The sequence below is a fragment of the Acinetobacter sp. A22 genome, from assembly GCF_030913345.1.
Taxonomy (GTDB): Bacteria; Pseudomonadota; Gammaproteobacteria; order Pseudomonadales; family Moraxellaceae; genus Acinetobacter; species Acinetobacter junii.
Genome location: NZ_CP133162.1, coordinates 1,751,394 through 1,767,954, shown reverse-complemented (window position 1 = coordinate 1,767,954; position 16,561 = coordinate 1,751,394). Strand labels below are relative to the sequence as shown.

Below are 16,561 nucleotides of genomic sequence, written 5' to 3'. Positions count from 1 at the left end.
TGTGGTTCGCCACACTTTTTTGAATGAAGACGATTGGTTTATAAGACAGTCGTCGTCTCATAATGTAGTGTCCTAGTGTTAAGAATATCTAGGTCGCGTCACAATAAACAACGTAGTAGGTAATTAAATGAACTTACATGAGTATCAAGCTAAAGCGTTATTAAAAAAATATGGCATGCCAGTACAAGAAGGTATTTTGGCAACAAATGCAGATGAAGCAGTAGCTGCGTTTGAACAGCTTGGTGGTAAATTCGCGGTAATGAAAGCGCAAGTACATGCTGGTGGTCGTGGTAAGGCTGGTGGCGTAAAAGTTGCAAAATCAAAAGAAGATGTTATCGAATTTGCTAACAATATTATTGGTACTCGTCTTGTAACGTATCAAACAGATGCAAATGGTCAGCCTGTTAACAGCATTATTGTTGCAGAAGATGTTTATCCAGTTGAGCGTGAGCTTTACTTAGGCGCGGTTGTAGATCGTTCTAGCCGTCGTATTACTTTCATGGCTTCTACCGAAGGTGGTGTAGAAATCGAGAAAGTTGCTGAAGAAACACCTGAAAAAATTATTAAAGTTGAAGTTGATCCATTAGTAGGTTTACAACCATTCCAAGCACGTGAAGTTGCATTTGCTCTTGGTTTGAAAGATAAACAAATCGGTCAATTTGTTAAAATTATGTCTGCTGCTTACCAAGCATTTGTAGAAAATGATTTTGCTTTATTTGAAATTAACCCACTTTCAGTTCGTGAAAATGGCGAAATTTTATGTGTAGACGCGAAAGTAGGTATTGACTCTAATGCGCTTTACCGTTTGCCAGAAGTTGCAGCTTTGCGTGATAAATCTCAAGAAAATGAGCGTGAATTAAAAGCATCTGAATTTGACCTTAACTATGTTGCTTTAGAAGGTAACATTGGTTGTATGGTGAATGGTGCTGGTCTTGCAATGGCAACGATGGACATTATCAAGCTTTATGGTGGTCAGCCTGCTAACTTCCTAGATGTTGGTGGCGGTGCGACTAAAGAGCGTGTAATCGAAGCATTCAAAATTATTCTTGCTGATACTTCTGTACAAGGTGTTTTAATCAACATCTTCGGTGGTATCGTTCGTTGTGACATGATTGCTGAAGCAATTATTGCAGCAGTTCAAGAAGTAAACGTAACTGTACCAGTTGTTGTTCGCTTAGAAGGTAACAATGCTGAGCTAGGTGCGAAATTGCTTGATGAATCTGGTTTGAAATTAATTTCTGCAAACGGTTTATCTGATGCTGCAGAAAAAATTGTTGCTGCAGTTAAAGCGTAAGGGGAGTATCAATCATGAGCGTATTAATTAATAAAGACACTAAAGTATTGGTACAAGGTTTTACTGGTAAAAACGGTACTTTCCACTCTGCACAAGCTTTAGACTACGGTACAAAAGTTGTTGGTGGTGTTACGCCAGGTAAAGGTGGAACAACACACCTTGACCTTCCTGTATTCAATACAATGAAAGATGCTGTACGTGAAACTGGTGCTGATGCATCTGTTATTTATGTTCCAGCTCCGTTTGTATTAGATTCTATCGTTGAAGCGGTTGATTCAGGCGTTGGTCTTATTGTTGTGATCACTGAAGGTGTTCCAACAATCGATATGCTTAAAGCAAAACGCTATTTAGAAACTAACGGTAATGGTACTCGTTTAGTTGGTCCTAACTGCCCAGGCGTGATCACTCCAGGTGAATGTAAGATCGGTATTATGCCTGGTCACATCCACCAACCTGGTCGTATTGGTATTATCTCACGTTCAGGTACATTGACTTATGAAGCGGTTGCTCAAACAACTAAGCTTGGTTTAGGTCAATCTACTTGTATCGGTATCGGTGGTGACCCAATCCCAGGTATGAACCAAATCGATGCATTGAAATTATTCCAAGACGATCCTGATACTGATGCAATCATCATGATTGGTGAGATCGGTGGTACTGCAGAAGAAGAAGCTGCTGAATTCATTCAATCGAATGTAACTAAGCCAGTTGTTGGTTACATCGCTGGTGTAACTGCGCCTAAAGGTAAACGTATGGGTCATGCTGGTGCGATTATCTCTGGTGGTAAAGGTACAGCAGAAGAGAAATTTGCTGCATTCGAAAAAGCAGGTATGGCTTACACTCGTAGCCCAGCTGAACTTGGCTCAACAATGATGCAAGTGCTGAAAGAGAAAGGTTTAGCGTAATACGTTAGATTTATTTATCTTGAAAAAACCCAATGGTGACATTGGGTTTTTTTTATAAGTGCAATATTGTGACAAAATACGTGCAAGATGCCGAAAAAACATATAAATAAATTTGATGGATATAATTAACTGATTGTAATAGATGAAAATATAACTTTTTATATTATGTTTAGGTTTTATTTTTTTTGAAAAAGCTTAATTAAAATATTAAAAATGAGTTTTAAATATTATCTATTTTAATTTATACAGAACGATCTTTATTATACAGGTCGTTCTTTCTTTTTAAGTTTTATTTAATATAATGTTTATCTAAATTATTTTTCGTTTTTTTAAGTTTTTCGTATGGAAAATTAAATTTGATTTTATTTTTATATTGTTTTTGAATAAGTATAATTATTACATATGCTTATATTAATTTTTATTTTAAACTTTGGTATAATTTTATATTTAAATTTAATTTGGAGTAAAATTTTTTAATTTATTGTTGTGGTTATTTTTTTATTAAATTATTATTTATAGTAAATATTAAATAATGAGGAATAATATGATTAAAATAAAATTATTTATTCCTGTGCATTGTGTATCTCTTTTTGTTTTATTGTGTTGTGGAAGCGCTGTTTATTCAAATCCGATTGATCAACAGAGAGAGTATGCTGTTCAATTAATCCAGAAAGGAGAGGTTGATCATGGGTTACTTGATTTAAAGAAATTATTAGTTTTGTATCCTAAAGACCAAAAATTAATTGCGGATTATTTTGTACTTTCGTATGGAAGAAATACGCTTCATGCGACTGAGTTGATTACCTGTATAGAAAATATACAAATAGAAGTATTTCCTATTTATGCGCAGACCAGTGTCGTGAAAACCTTAAGAGATGCCAGACAATATTCTTTGGCTAAAAAGATGATTACAGGGTTTAGAGCTCATAATCCTCAAATGGGGTGGAACGTATGGTTAGCAACGATAGCTGCTGAAACAAAGCAAAATCAGGAAGCTCAAAGCATATTAAAACAAGTAGATATGCAGCAATTAAATGCAGAAGAACTAGTGCTGTTATCGCATACCTATCGATTAGTAGGAATGCCTATCCAAGCATTGCAAGCCGCAAATGCTGCTTTCGATAAGAAAAAAAATCAATTTTCTCAAGAGGAATATTTATTAGCACTGAATGATAACGGAAATTATAAGGTGGCAGATGAATATATAATGCGTTCTGTCTTATTTCAGACTCATCCTGATTTAGTGATCAGAATTAAACTCAGTCAATTCGCCACTCAAATCAAAAATGCAGTACTTGCTTATAAAACTGCTCAACAAGAAAGCAAATATGCAGATGCATATGTTGAATTAGACCAAGTGCTTGCTGAAATGGAATCGTATAAACCCATAGTAAATGGTTATCCTCATTGGCAAAAAAGCTTTTATGCTGATTACATCTATGCTTTAGCGAAACGTAAGCGTTACACTGATATATTAACTACTTTACAGAGTATTAGTATTCCACTAGATCTTTGGCCAACTTATACACGTCATGCAATTGCAGATGCGTATTTAGCGACCAATCAACCTGAACAAGCAGAGCAAGTTTATTTGTCATTATTTAATGAAAAGAACTATGCTGATTATGATGTTTATTCAGCCTTATATTATGCGTATTTAGAACAAGAAAAATTTGAAGAAGCAAATAACTTGATTGATGAAATGGAACATCAATTAAGACGGTATCAATATAGCCAAGTAAAAGGTGTAGATCGTACAACTCATGAAGATTGGGAACAATATTTAAGTTTAAAAGGGTTAAATCTTGCTTATCGGAATGAGCTAGAAAAAGCCGAACAGTATTTTGAAAATTTGGTTTCAACCGCACCACGTAATATTGGTTATCAAAATAATCTGGCTTTGATTCAACGTTGGAGGCAAAAACCATTAACAGCGAAACTAAGTTTAGAACAATGGAATGGTTTGGATGAAGTCAGCCAAATGACGGAAATCAACCAAATGAATAATGCGCAAGCTCTGGGAAATATTTCATATTGGCGAGAATTAAATAAAAAGCTTTTACAAACGGCTGCTGAAGATACAGGTGTACAACTGAGTTATAAAGAGTTGAAGGATCGTGATCGGTGGAGTGTAGAACATCACAGTTATTTTTCAAGGAATAAGTCTAACGATGATCTTCTATTAAATAGTTTACGAGGATCAAACGAACAGAGTTTCTGGACGCGTTTAAATAGTCCTTGGTTTAATGATTATTATCGTATCTTTCTTGAGCATCAATATCGAAAAGCACGGTATAAAAATAAGAAATTAGACGATGCTCGGGTAGGGCTGGGACTGGAATGGTCTTCAAATAGAAAAACAGCCAATATTCTATTGTCCGAAAGAAAGGATCAAGAACGACTTGGTGTTAGATTGGATTGGTCACATTGGTTAAATGATCATTGGGCATACAACTTATCAGTCGATTCTGATGCTGATATACCATTACAAGCGATTGCCCAAAAGCACAAAGGGCAATCTTATGTAGCTGCGATGAATTGGCAAGCTAATGAGTCTAGAAAAGCAGGTATTCAATATCAAGCGATAGATATTGATGATGGAAATTTACGACAAGCCTATCAGGCATATTTTAGTCAGCAATTTTTTCAATCACCACAACACACAAGCACAGCGACTGTTACTGGATATTACGGAAGAAATAAAGCTGTGCAAGTTGATTATTTTAACCCTGTATCTAGCCATAGCATCGAGTTAAATCTGCAACATGATTGGTTGACATGGCGTGAATATGAGCGTGACTTTAAACAGCATTTTGAGCTGACTCTGGGTACTTTTAAGCAAAAAGATTTTGCCCATCAGCCCGTTTATAACTTTTTGTATCGCCATGATTGGCGAATTTCACGTGTTTGGTATCTAAATTATGGCGTAGGGTGGGGATCTCATCCTTATGACGGTGAGCACGAAGACAAAACGTATGCCATTTTGGGCTTCGAAGGAAGGTTCTAATGAATATAAAATCTCCTTTCTGCTTATTGGCGTGTATAAGTGCAATGTCATTCAATCTGTTTGCACAACCAATCGACAAGGCAGTTTCCGAATCCGCACAAACGAGCTCTAAAGCTAATCAATTTGTGACGCTGACATTTCATGATGTTCGTGATGATGTCGCAGCAAAAGGTGATCGTGATTATTATGCGATTAGCAGTCAAAATTTTGCCCAATTTTTACAATGGATTAAAGATAATAAATGGCAACCGATACGATTAGAGGATGTTTGGCAAGCGCGTAATGCAGGAAAAGCTCTTCCTGAGAGAGCGTTGTTATTAACCGTTGATGATGGTGTATCGAGTGCATACACACATATTTTTCCATTATTAAAACTACATAAAATCCCTGCTGTATTTGCAATACCAACCAGTTGGATTAACGGCAATACCAAAGATGCTATTGAGGCATATGGTACAAGTAATTTGATGACATGGCAGCAAATGCGAGAAATGCAAGCTTCGGGCTTGGTGGAGTTTGGATCTCATAGTGACAATTTACATTACGGTATTGCCGCAAACCCTCAAACAAATCTAGAGTTTGCAGCAATTACTCGGCAATATTTTCCTCAGTCTGAAAGTTATGAGACTGATGAAGCCTTTAGACGTCGAGTCTTGAAGGACTTGCAACAATCTAAGCAAATTTTAGATAAAGAGCTAGGTACTAATACTCGCGCAATCTTTTGGCCATATGGAGCTGTGACCAAAGAAACCGAGGAATTGGCGAGTATGGTGGGTTTACCGTTGTCATTTAGCCTAGGTAGTGAGTTAAACACAGCAGATTTATTTGGGACTTATCAACGTGCTTTGATCATTGATAATCCAATACCAGCTCAAATTTACGCTGAAATGCAAAATTTTGTATTGGATCGTCATGCACCTTATAAGCAACGTAAGAGTTTTCTGCGTTTTAATTTAGCTGAACTGGTAAAAGATAATGGAAATTCTGAACAGCGATTAGGTCAATTATTGGATCAGGTTGGAGCTTTTAAGTCGAATAATTTATTGCTGACCGTTGTTGAAGATCAGAATGATGATGGAAAAATTGATGTTGCTTATTTTCCTAATCGTAGTTTACCGATGAAAGCGGACTTATTAAATCGGGTGGTCTGGCAAGCACGTACACGGATTGCAAATAAAGTTTATGCAGAACTTCCTCTGAGTTTAGAAACTCAACAAGGTTACGACTTGTCAGAGTTAATTGCAGATTTAGTCAAAAATAATAGTTCCATCACGGGTTTGATGATTGAAACAGATGACACATTACACTGTGCAATTAGTCAACGAGATTGGGATCACATTTGTCAGAAGAAAATCGATGATGTATTGGCGATCAAAAATAAGACTAAATTGAAAGCAAATTATTATGTCAATGTCAGTACAAATTATCAGACAGCACTAAAATTCAGTTACAAGGGAGCACAGTGGGGTGGGCTACAAAAGTTACTGCAATTGATTCCTGATCATGCTGATTTTCTGTATATCGCTTTAGATTCGAATCAATCAAAAAATAATATAAATGAGCTAGATAAAGTTTTATCGACTTTAACTGAACGTGAAAAACAACATTTGATCATTAGTTTGCAGATCAATAATCAAGCTTCTTCTTATGATTGGAAAAAATATCAGCAAATTTATCAGCAATTAAAACGACAAGGTGTTCAAAAAATTGGTGTAGATAATTATCAGCTTTCTTATGGGGCTACGATTTATCAATATCTTTATCGTGAGTTGAGCTTAAATGGTAGTCCGCTCAGCTATCGCAATCCTTATGTGTTGAAACAAGGAGGGCGCTAATTATGGAATTTTTTTCAGATATTTCTTTAAGCGACTTATTTTTTGGCTTTGCATTTTTATTTCCTTTATTAATGGCTTGGCTTTGGATGGCGGGTGGAATTTGGTTTTATTTCAAACGTGAATTTCGGCAAACGGTTTTCCCTGAACCTAGTCAAGAAAGTTGTAGCATTATCATTCCTTGTTTTAATGAAGAAGAACAAATTCGAGAAACCATCAAGTTCGCTATGCAAAGCCAATATCCTGATTTTGAGGTGATTGCTATAAATGATGGGAGTACGGATAGAACCGCAGAGATTTTAGATGAACTTGCGTTGCACTATCCAAAACTACGTGTGGTGCATTTGGCAGAAAATCAGGGCAAAGCATATGCCTTGAGAGCAGGTGCGATGGTCAGCCAGCATGAGTTTCTAATTTGCATTGATGGCGATGCTTTACTGCATCCTCATGCCGTTTTTTGGATGATGAATCATCTAACACACTATCCGAGAGTCGGTGCAGTAACAGGTAATCCACGCATTATTAACCGTTCCAGTGTATTGGGCAAAATTCAAGTAGGTGAGTTCTCTTCAATCATTGGATTGATTAAACGTGCACAACGTACTTATGGGCGGATTTTTACGGTATCAGGGGTGATTGCAGGTTTTAGAAAAACAGCACTAGATCGAATTGGTTATTGGCGTGATGACATGATCACAGAAGATATTGATGTCTCATGGCGGCTCCAGTTCGATCATTGGGACTTACAGTATGTACCAAAAGCACTTTGTTATATCTATATGCCTGAAACCTTTAAAGGATTGTGGCAACAACGCCTACGTTGGGCGCAAGGTGGTATCGAAGTCTTATTTGCTTATGTACCGAAGTTATTTAAATGGCGTTTAAGACGCATGTGGCCAGTCGTTTTTGAAGCAATTATCAGCGTGATTTGGGTTTATGTAATGACTGCTATCATTCTTCTTTATGTGATTGGATTATTTATAGAATTACCTGAACAATGGGCGGTTACTACCGTATTGCCTAACTGGTATGGGATTGTTTTAGGTACGACCTGCCTTATACAGTTTTTAGTGAGTTTGATGATCGATCGCCAATATGACAATAGTCGAACCTTACGGACATATTTTTGGGTTATCTGGTATCCATTATTTTTCTGGGTATTAATGACCATCACAACCGCGATCGCATTGCCAAAAACCATATTTAAAAAACCAAAACGTGCACGTTGGGTAAGTCCTGATCGTGGATTTAGAGAGGGGCAAGATCATGTCAAACTTTAAAATGGTCTATGACCTTACACAATTGGAAATTCCTCAGTACATTGATGAACCTCGTTATGTCAGAAACAAAACGGCTGGCTATGGATTGTTTTTTTTAGGTTGGTTGCTTTGGATATGGATTTTTATGCCATTAATCACTGCATTATTATGGATTTTCCAAGGTTTCAGTGTATATGAACAATTATTCGTGATGAATATACCAGAGCAATCGATTGATATCCTTTATTTAATCATTTCAATCATGTTGTTCATCCTGACTTTAATTATTTGGGCGACCTATAATTGGTTTCGTTTTTATAATAAAGAAAGAAGATCCTTTCCGAAAAATATTTCTGTTGATCAATTGGCACAGAGTTTCGAGTTAAATACCGAACAAATGAATGCCTTAAGAGATGCTAAGAATGTCACCCTGCATTATGATCAGGAAGGAAGGTTAACCAATTTTGAGCTGGCTGAAAAACAATAAAAAACGCGGTCAAGACCGCGTTTATCTTTGACCTATTCTTATCAATCTAACTTATTTTGAGATTTTAAAGTATTAGTAAGGCCGTTAATATCACCACCTTGTAGGCCTAATTCATTCATTAAGCTATCGATCAAAGGTGCTTGAGAACGGTAGCGTAGGGCACTATTCACAACTTGATCAGACAAAGATGTTTGACCATTTTCAGTGGTTTCACCTGATGTAGTACCACCAGCAAAACCATTTAAACCATTCACCTGTAGAATCTTGATATCGTCAATATTCTCCATTGGTTTAACGCTTTCACGAATAATATCTGGTAAATGTTTGAGTAAGGCTAAACGAACTTGCATCTCTACTTGCTCTGCAGAAAGAACATTGGCTGCCTCATTCACTGCACGTGTACCTTCAGCATCTACTTGATATTGTTTTTCGAGAGCTTGTGCGAGAAGTACCTTAGCATCAGCTTCACCTTTTGCCTTTAAGCGTATCTTTTCGGCTTCAGCTTCCGCAGCAATTCGAACAGCTTCTGCTTCATCTGCTGCAGCTTTTTTACCTGCATCAGCTGCCACAGTAATCGCAATCGCTTCTTTTTCAGCAGTTTGTTTAGCTGCTACAAGCTCGACAGCTTTTTGACGTTCTGCTCTTTGAGTTTCTCGCACCGTGACGACTTCTTCTTCAGCTTTTACAGCCTCAGCTCTGGCTTTGTCAGCTTGAGCTTTAGCTTCAGATTCGGCACGTGATTTTTCAGCGATAGCAATTGCACGATCTTGCTCTGCGAGTTCGATAGTTTTTTTCTGTTCAACTTGTGCTTTTTGAATAAGTTGAGCTTTTTGGATATTTTCGTTTTCTACATCACGAGCAGAAGCGATACGTTTAAGTTCAACTTCACGTTCAGCAGCAATACGAGCTTCTTCAGCTTCACGCTTTTTACCTGCTTCTTGAGAAGCAATTTCAGCATGTTGTTCTGCTTTACGAATAGAAATTTCGCGTTCTTGTTGCAGTTTTGCATATTCTTCTTCACGAGAAATCTCAAGGCGCGCACGCTCTGCTTCAAGATTTTTAGCACGAATCGCTAAATCAGCATCCTGTTCAATATCATTACGCTTCTTACGACGGTCTTCGATTGTTTCTGTAAGTTTAGTTAAGCCTTCAGCATCAAAAGCATTTTGTGGATTGAAATATTCAAAACCAGTTTGATCTAAACCTGTCAATGAAACGGTTTCAAGTTCTAAACCGTTTTTAGATAAATCTTCAGAAACCACCTGTTGAACTTTTTGTACAAAGTCGACACGCTTTTCATGCAGTTCTTCCATTGCCATTTCCGCGGCTACAGCACGTAAAGAGTCGACAAATTTACCTTCGACTAAATCTTTTAACTCCTGTGGAGACATGGTTTTCCGACCTAAGGTTTGTGCTGCAGTCGCAATGGATTCACCTGTAGGTTTAACGCGAACGTAGAATTCTGCCATTACATCTACACGCATACGGTCACGTGTAATCAAAGCTTGGTCAGCTGCACGTTTTACTTCTAGACGCAATGTGTTCATATTGACGGGGATGATTTCATGCAATACAGGAAGCACAATCGCACCTCCATTCAAGATGACTTTTTCTCCACCGAAACCAGTTCTTACGAATGAAACTTCTTTGCTTGAACGAGTATATAAACGAGCAATGACGATACCGATAAATATCAGTGCTGCGAAAATTACACCTGTAATAATTAAAATTTCAGTCAATGCTGAATTGAACATTAAAACACCCTCATATCATTTATATTAAGAAAAATTAAGCGGAAATAGCCTGAAAGCCAATTTTGGTTCTTTGAGTTAAAATCACATCTTGACCTTGAGTAAAAACAACATCTAATTCTGGTTCCACTAAAACATAGTGCATTTGTCCAAATTGATCTTTCACTTTTGCTTGGGCAGGAGAATTAGGCTTTGCCTCACCCAATATAATTTTGGCAGTACGACCAATCAGATCATCACTATGAATTGCAGTTGTTTCATCTTTAGGAATAATTTTGGAAATGAGTTTTGCTGCAACACGAACGAGTGGCATACATAGAAAAAGACAGGCAGGTGCAATGATCCAAGCAGATAGATAGTGTTCAGTAAAATTGAAAAAAACATCTTGAATAATTAAACCAGTAAGTGAATAAACAGTTAGGAAAATAATCAACCAAACTAGTAAAGGTACTTTTCCAAGATACAGCCATTCTAAAAACTGAGTGAAAAGGTTATCTGCATGATCCATTGAAAGATCAGCGTGATCAACGTCAGTCAAACTATCGGGAAGAAATTGATCGATGAAGCTGCTGCTTCCCCCAAACATTAATAAAATCAATTCCAATACACCTATACATAGACATAGCAATAAAGAAACGCTAAAAACAATGTTGGAAGGGTGTATTAATAAATCCCATATCATTTGTATATACTCTTTTTTCTTTTGGAAAAATTTTTTTAAAAAAATTATAAAAACTAATTATTTATAAGATTAATTGTATCGAGCATAAAATTCAATCAAATTCCAAGCTAAATATTTAAAGCAAAAAAAACGCAATGATTGGGGTTGTCATTGCGTTGAACAACGAATCTGTAAAACAGTTTCGGTTGAAAGGAGAAATGTCATGAGATTAGTGTTATCTAACCTACTTGGCTATACTAATAAAAAACTTGACTGTGTTCATAGGTATTCGTGTTAACGAGTGTTATCAAGTGTTAATAAGTGACAAAATTTGTTAGTTATTGGGTTCGGGTTAAAGTTCCTAAAATAAACCTAAATCAAAAGCTTAAATAAAAATAGCCCAAAAAATGGGCTGTTTTTATGGTAAAAGTATTGTAATTAGAATTTAAATAAACCTAATCCACTTTTTACTTCATCTAAAGTTTGTTGCGTGATATCTCGACATTTGTCAGTACCATGCTTAAGAATATCCATAATATAGTCTGGATCTTTTTCAAGTTCAGCACGACGTTCACGGATTGGAGTGATGAGTTCCTTTAGAATACCTTCTAAGCGTTTTTTAACTGTACCATCACCTAAACCACCACGACGATAATGTGCTTTTAATTCTTCAACTTCTTCTTTGTTTGGATCAAATGCATCTAAATAAGTGAATACGATATTTCCTTCAACTTGACCTGGATCTTCAATACGCAAGTGATTTGGATCGGTGTACATCGCATTGACAGCTTTTTTAATGTCTTTATCAGAAGCATTTAAAACAATAGTATTACCTAAAGACTTTGACATTTTTGCCTTACCATCAAATCCAGGTAAACGTCCCATGTTCGATAATAATGCTTTGCATTCAGGTAGGAGGTCATGTCCAATTTGACGATTTACACGACGAACAATTTCATTGGTTTGTTCAATCATTGGAATTTGGTCTTCACCTACTGGTACAACCGTTGCTTTAAATGCCGTAATATCCGCTGCTTGAGCAACTGGATAGCATAAAAAACCAGCAGGAATATCACGCTCAAAACCGCGCATCTGAATTTCAGATTTAATTGTTGGATTACGTTCTAAGCGAGCAACCGTAACGAAGTTGAGGTAAAGCATGGTCAGCTCATTGAGGGCTGGTAAACATGATTGAACGCAAATCGTTGTTTTAGTTGGATCAATTCCAACGGCAAGATAATCTAAAGCAACTTGAAGAATATTATTTCGTACTTTATCAGGATTATCTGCGTTATCAGTCAAAGCTTGAGCATCAGCAAGTAATAAGTGTTGATGATGACTGTCTTGTAAACCAACACGAGAACGCAATGAACCGACAAAATGACCTAAATGAAGTTGTCCAGTAGGGCGGTCGCCAGTCAAAATGATTGGACGTTGATCAGCATTACTCATGATATGTTCCAAGTTTCAGTGATTTCATAAATATAAAATTGACCTTATTGTACGGGAAATAAAAAAATTTCGTCAGCGATTGAACAAACTTTTATGAAAATAATGTTGTGAATTTATTGAGTAAATCTACAATAGCGAGATAAATACAAACTAGGAAATAAAAATGGCGAGTGGTTTATTACTATTACTTGATGATATTGCAACGATTTTAGATGACGTTGCTGTAATGAGTAAAATGGCAGCAAAAAAAACAGCTGGCGTATTGGGTGATGATTTAGCTTTAAACGCTCAACAGGTGAGTGGTGTTCGCTCTGACCGAGAATTACCAGTTGTGTGGAGCGTAGCAAAAGGCTCATTTGTTAATAAACTCATTCTTGTTCCATTAGCATTGTTAATTAGCGTAGTTGCACCTTGGCTTATTAATCCATTATTGATGATTGGTGGTCTGTTCCTTTGTTATGAAGGTGTAGAAAAAGTAGTACACATGTTACATCACAAAAAAGCAAAAACTGCCGAAGAAGCAAGTGCTGATCTAGAAGCAATAGAGGTTGATTTAGCAAAATTTGAAAAAGAAAAAGTCAAAGGTGCAATACGTACAGATTTTATTCTATCTGCTGAAATTGTTGTGATTTCGTTGGGTACTGTTGCGACAGCTGCATTTATGACTAAAGTATCTGTATTGAGTGTTATTGCGATTGCCATGACAATTGGTGTTTATGGTTTTGTAGCGATGATTGTCAAAATTGATGATTTAGGATTGTATTTAACTCAACAAGCTTCAGAATTTAAAAATAAAGTAGGACGTGGTTTACTGGCTTTTGCTCCGATTCTGATGAAAACATTATCTGTCGTTGGTACAGTAGCAATGTTTTTAGTCGGTGGTGGCATCATTACACACACGATTCCCTTATTACACCATTTTACGGAAGAAACTGTTGATCATTTGGAGTTAATCCCAAGTTTTGGTTCAATCATTGGTGCATTAACACCAACATTAATTAACTTGGGTATTGGATTTATTGCGGGTGCTATTGTATTAATTGTTGTCGGGCTAATACAAAAAGTTTGGTCAAAAGCATCTAAATAAAAAGAAACCGTCATCATTATAACAAAGAGAGGTAGTCATGCGTTGGAAAGGGCGTCGTGTAAGTACCAATGTGGAAGATCGTCGTGGTGGTGGCGGTGTTAAAGCTGGTGGTATTAGTATCATCGGTTTAGTGGTTGCATTTATTGCTTGGAAGTTTTTTGGTGTTGATCCTCAGCAAGCTTACCAAGCAACACAAGCTGTTACCAGTGAAACAACATCAACAGCCGAAGCACCGCAAAATCTGACTTTAGAACAAAAAGAAGCAAGTGAGTTTGTGGGTACGGTATTAGCTGATACAGAAGATACATGGACGCCAATTTTTCAACAATTAGGCATGACTTATAAGCCACCTCGACTAGTTTTATTTAGTGGGGTAGTGAAGTCAGGTTGCGGTACTGCGCAATCGGCAATGGGTCCCTTTTATTGCCCAGCAGACCAGAAGGTTTATATCGATACTTCTTTCTTTAAAGATATGCGCCAACAAATGGGTATTTCTGGTGAGCAAAATCAAACAGAATTGTCACGTCAAGATCAAGCTGGGGATTTTGCACAAGCTTATGTTATCGCACATGAGGTTGGACATCATATTCAGAACCTACTTGGTATCTCAGGAAAAGTGCAGCAGGCTCGTGCGCAATCCAGCCAAGTTGAAGGAAATCAACTTTCAGTTCGCTTAGAACTTCAAGCAGATTGTTTCGCTGGTATTTGGGCGAATCAAAATCAACAAAGAACACAATTTCTCGAACAGGGTGATATCGCAGAGGCGATGGATGCTGCTAAAAAAATTGGTGATGATTACTTGCAAAGAAGAGCAACAGGTCAAGTTGTACCAGATAGCTTTACTCATGGTACAAGCGAACAGCGTATGCAATGGTTTGAGTTGGGATACACCACAGGTGATATCAATCAATGTAATACTTTTAAATAGTCTGAATTTTATTTATTGTTGATTTTCATACGAAATTTATACCGATATATCGTTTCGCTCGATTAAAATAACAATGTTTAGCTGATGGAGTAATTTCCTAGCTAAACTATAAGGTTTAGAAAAAGAAAGAAAAAGAAATGAACTTCTGATGAGGTGATGCCTTATGCATTTATATTGTACGCATTATGGCGAGAGTCTGAGCACTGAATGAGCTAAATCTGAAGGTGATGAAAAAAGAGGTGGTATGGGTAATTTTTTTCTCTTACAAGCTTTGACAGCAGTTTTTACGCTCTCAATTGCAACCACTATTTTTAACAAACGTGTACTCGGTTTCCCACAAGCAATTGGGGTGCCGATTGTCTCAGCTATCTTTGTATTTTTATTACAATGGGGTGCCAGTCTTTTAAACGGGAACCAATTTGTTGAAATCAATATTCACAATATTGAATCCGCAGTACGTGATATCGACTTTTATGATTTTCTAATTAATGGTGTGATTTGTTTCATTCTTACATCATCAGCTTTAAAGTTCAAAATTTCTGACCTACAAAATTATTGGAAACCGATCAGCATTCTTGCCACCATTGCGCTAGTACTTTGTGCGATGATTTATGCTGGATTACTTTATGTATTTCAATGGTTAGTTGGTTATCCAGTACCGATTTCTGTATTACTGCTATTGGGTGCTGCATTAGGTGCAACAGACCCTATAGGGATTAAAGGGGTCTTAAGTTCCATTCGAGCACCGCATCATTTGATCGTAAAACTAGAAGGTGAATCATTATTTAATGATGCGATGTGTATTGCGTTATTCATGACATTACTCAACGTTATTCGTGGCGAGCATTTTTCACTTATCAGTACGATTGAAACACTAATCTACGAAATTCTTGTTGCAGTGCTTATAGGATTTGCATTTGGACTTGGGATTTTACGGCTACTAAAAGGTAAGCATGAGATGGAATCTTTGATTCTTACAACTGCTTTACTAGCCAGTGGTTCATATTTAGTTGCACTATTTGCACATGCTTCAGCACCGATTGCATGTGTGATTGGCGGCTTGATCGTTGGTAATAAGTGGCAGGAGATCCGAGAACAACGCGAAATCAGGGAGGTAAATCATTTTTGGCATACCGTCGAAGGGATTATTAACTCGTTCTTGTTTACTCTAATTGGCTTAGAGCTTTTTATCTTAGATCTAAGTGCAAACTTGATCATCGGCGGAATATTTGCCTTTTTAATTCTGCATCTCTCTCGATTCGCAGCGAATTTTGCGGCGTTCAGGCTTTTTCCCTCTTTTAAGAACAAAAGTTATAACGGTAGTTTAACTATTCTTTCTTGGGGAGGTGTTCGAGGTGGAATCTCATTGGCATTAATACTCGCTGTAGCAAACATTCCTGCTTTAAGTCCTTATAGTAGTATTTTAATTGGTTACACATTCATTAGTGTTCTGCTGTCTGGCGTTGTTTGTGGTTTAGGTTTACCCGCAGTAATGAATGCATTTTATTACAATCCCAATGAGGAGAGAAATGGTGTAAAAGGTGCTTACCAACGCTTATGTCATAAAATGAATCGCCGTGGTTTTAAGTATGTGGTCACAGAAGACCAAGATGGAAAGGAAATCATTAAAATCTATAACCCTGAGCTAATAACCAATAAAAAGTCTGAAGATACAAAAACAGAAATCTATCATCCAGAAAAAGAAAAAGAAGTTGAACAATTGCAGAATCCGAATAATTTCTAAAATACATTGCATGGTTATGTAGTTCTAGATTTGAACTTGTTTATTTGTGTTTATACGATAATAAGTTTTTTTTAATATGTAAGTTTTGTTAGTCCCTAACGAGATAAAAACAGAATAATTTCAATAGGGTTTATGGCTAAGCTCTTGAAAAATT

At 36.8% G+C, this 16,561-nt stretch carries 12 protein-coding genes; 9 read left to right on the top strand and 3 right to left on the bottom strand.

The window, feature by feature from the left end:
- Positions 1 to 127 precede the first annotated feature (127 nt).
- From sucC to pgaD, 6 genes are all read left to right on the top strand, one after another.
- The gene (gene sucC / locus Q9Q86_RS08660) at positions 128 to 1,294 is read left to right on the top strand and encodes an ADP-forming succinate--CoA ligase subunit beta (RefSeq protein WP_004908344.1); all 1,167 of its coding nucleotides are present in this window, start codon (positions 128 to 130) and stop codon (positions 1,292 to 1,294) included.
- A 14-nt stretch (positions 1,295 to 1,308) separates the two neighbouring features.
- Positions 1,309 to 2,199, top strand: a complete 891-nt coding sequence (gene sucD / locus Q9Q86_RS08655; RefSeq protein WP_004908342.1) for a succinate--CoA ligase subunit alpha — start codon at positions 1,309 to 1,311, stop codon at positions 2,197 to 2,199.
- 544 nt (positions 2,200 to 2,743) lie between these two features.
- Positions 2,744 to 5,206, top strand: coding sequence for a poly-beta-1,6 N-acetyl-D-glucosamine export porin PgaA (pgaA, locus tag Q9Q86_RS08650; protein ID WP_112986122.1), 2,463 nt, complete (start codon positions 2,744 to 2,746; stop codon positions 5,204 to 5,206).
- The gene (gene pgaB / locus Q9Q86_RS08645) at positions 5,206 to 7,041 is read left to right on the top strand and encodes a poly-beta-1,6-N-acetyl-D-glucosamine N-deacetylase PgaB (RefSeq protein WP_112986123.1); all 1,836 of its coding nucleotides are present in this window, start codon (positions 5,206 to 5,208) and stop codon (positions 7,039 to 7,041) included. Before pgaA ends, pgaB begins: the two co-directional genes overlap by 1 nt.
- A gap of 2 nt (positions 7,042 to 7,043) precedes the next feature.
- Positions 7,044 to 8,318: a poly-beta-1,6-N-acetyl-D-glucosamine synthase gene (pgaC, locus tag Q9Q86_RS08640; RefSeq protein WP_112986124.1), complete on the top strand. Its 1,275-nt coding sequence runs from the start codon at positions 7,044 to 7,046 to the stop codon at positions 8,316 to 8,318.
- On the top strand, positions 8,305 to 8,784 hold the full coding sequence (gene pgaD, locus Q9Q86_RS08635; RefSeq protein ID WP_004908327.1) for a poly-beta-1,6-N-acetyl-D-glucosamine biosynthesis protein PgaD: 480 nt from the start codon (positions 8,305 to 8,307) through the stop codon (positions 8,782 to 8,784). Before pgaC ends, pgaD begins: the two co-directional genes overlap by 14 nt.
- 41 nt (positions 8,785 to 8,825) lie before the next feature.
- Here the strand turns inward: pgaD and Q9Q86_RS08630 are convergent, their stop codons facing one another.
- The 3 genes from Q9Q86_RS08630 to trpS all read right to left on the bottom strand — a co-directional run bounded on the left by Q9Q86_RS08630 (position 8,826) and on the right by trpS (position 12,648).
- Positions 8,826 to 10,538 (bottom strand): flotillin family protein, encoded by a 1,713-nt coding sequence (locus Q9Q86_RS08630; protein ID WP_005402206.1) that lies wholly within the window; start codon positions 10,536 to 10,538, stop codon positions 8,826 to 8,828.
- Between the two features lie 34 nt (positions 10,539 to 10,572).
- Positions 10,573 to 11,217, bottom strand: coding sequence for a YqiJ family protein (locus Q9Q86_RS08625; RefSeq protein ID WP_112986125.1), 645 nt, complete (start codon positions 11,215 to 11,217; stop codon positions 10,573 to 10,575).
- A gap of 417 nt (positions 11,218 to 11,634) precedes the next feature.
- On the bottom strand, positions 11,635 to 12,648 hold the full coding sequence (trpS, locus tag Q9Q86_RS08620; RefSeq protein WP_004908319.1) for a tryptophan--tRNA ligase: 1,014 nt from the start codon (positions 12,646 to 12,648) through the stop codon (positions 11,635 to 11,637).
- A 163-nt stretch (positions 12,649 to 12,811) separates the two neighbouring features.
- Between trpS and Q9Q86_RS08615 the strand changes: the two genes are divergently transcribed.
- The 3 genes from Q9Q86_RS08615 (at position 12,812) to Q9Q86_RS08605 (ending at position 16,407) form a co-directional block, all read left to right on the top strand.
- Positions 12,812 to 13,735, top strand: coding sequence for a DUF808 domain-containing protein (locus Q9Q86_RS08615; RefSeq protein WP_004963560.1), 924 nt, complete (start codon positions 12,812 to 12,814; stop codon positions 13,733 to 13,735).
- Positions 13,736 to 13,772: 37 nt separating this feature from the next.
- Positions 13,773 to 14,663: a neutral zinc metallopeptidase gene (locus Q9Q86_RS08610; protein ID WP_112986126.1), complete on the top strand. Its 891-nt coding sequence runs from the start codon at positions 13,773 to 13,775 to the stop codon at positions 14,661 to 14,663.
- 244 nt (positions 14,664 to 14,907) lie between these two features.
- Positions 14,908 to 16,407 (top strand): sodium:proton antiporter, encoded by a 1,500-nt coding sequence (locus Q9Q86_RS08605; RefSeq protein WP_004963555.1) that lies wholly within the window; start codon positions 14,908 to 14,910, stop codon positions 16,405 to 16,407.
- The last annotated feature ends 154 nt before the right edge of the window (positions 16,408 to 16,561 follow it).

What these genes read in the sequence shown, in the direction of transcription:
- sucC (WP_004908344.1), top strand. Translation starts at nt 128, where the DNA reads ATGAACTTACATGAGTATCAAGCTAAAGCGTTATTAAAAAAATATGGC.
- sucD (WP_004908342.1), top strand. Translation starts at nt 1,309, where the DNA reads ATGAGCGTATTAATTAATAAAGACACTAAAGTATTGGTACAAGGTTTT.
- pgaA (WP_112986122.1), top strand. Translation starts at nt 2,744, where the DNA reads ATGATTAAAATAAAATTATTTATTCCTGTGCATTGTGTATCTCTTTTT.
- pgaB (WP_112986123.1), top strand. Translation starts at nt 5,206, where the DNA reads ATGAATATAAAATCTCCTTTCTGCTTATTGGCGTGTATAAGTGCAATG.
- pgaC (WP_112986124.1), top strand. Translation starts at nt 7,044, where the DNA reads ATGGAATTTTTTTCAGATATTTCTTTAAGCGACTTATTTTTTGGCTTT.
- pgaD (WP_004908327.1), top strand. Translation starts at nt 8,305, where the DNA reads ATGTCAAACTTTAAAATGGTCTATGACCTTACACAATTGGAAATTCCT.
- Q9Q86_RS08630 (WP_005402206.1), bottom strand. Translation starts at nt 10,538, where the DNA reads ATGTTCAATTCAGCATTGACTGAAATTTTAATTATTACAGGTGTAATT.
- Q9Q86_RS08625 (WP_112986125.1), bottom strand. Translation starts at nt 11,217, where the DNA reads ATGATATGGGATTTATTAATACACCCTTCCAACATTGTTTTTAGCGTT.
- trpS (WP_004908319.1), bottom strand. Translation starts at nt 12,648, where the DNA reads ATGAGTAATGCTGATCAACGTCCAATCATTTTGACTGGCGACCGCCCT.
- Q9Q86_RS08615 (WP_004963560.1), top strand. Translation starts at nt 12,812, where the DNA reads ATGGCGAGTGGTTTATTACTATTACTTGATGATATTGCAACGATTTTA.
- Q9Q86_RS08610 (WP_112986126.1), top strand. Translation starts at nt 13,773, where the DNA reads ATGCGTTGGAAAGGGCGTCGTGTAAGTACCAATGTGGAAGATCGTCGT.
- Q9Q86_RS08605 (WP_004963555.1), top strand. Translation starts at nt 14,908, where the DNA reads ATGGGTAATTTTTTTCTCTTACAAGCTTTGACAGCAGTTTTTACGCTC.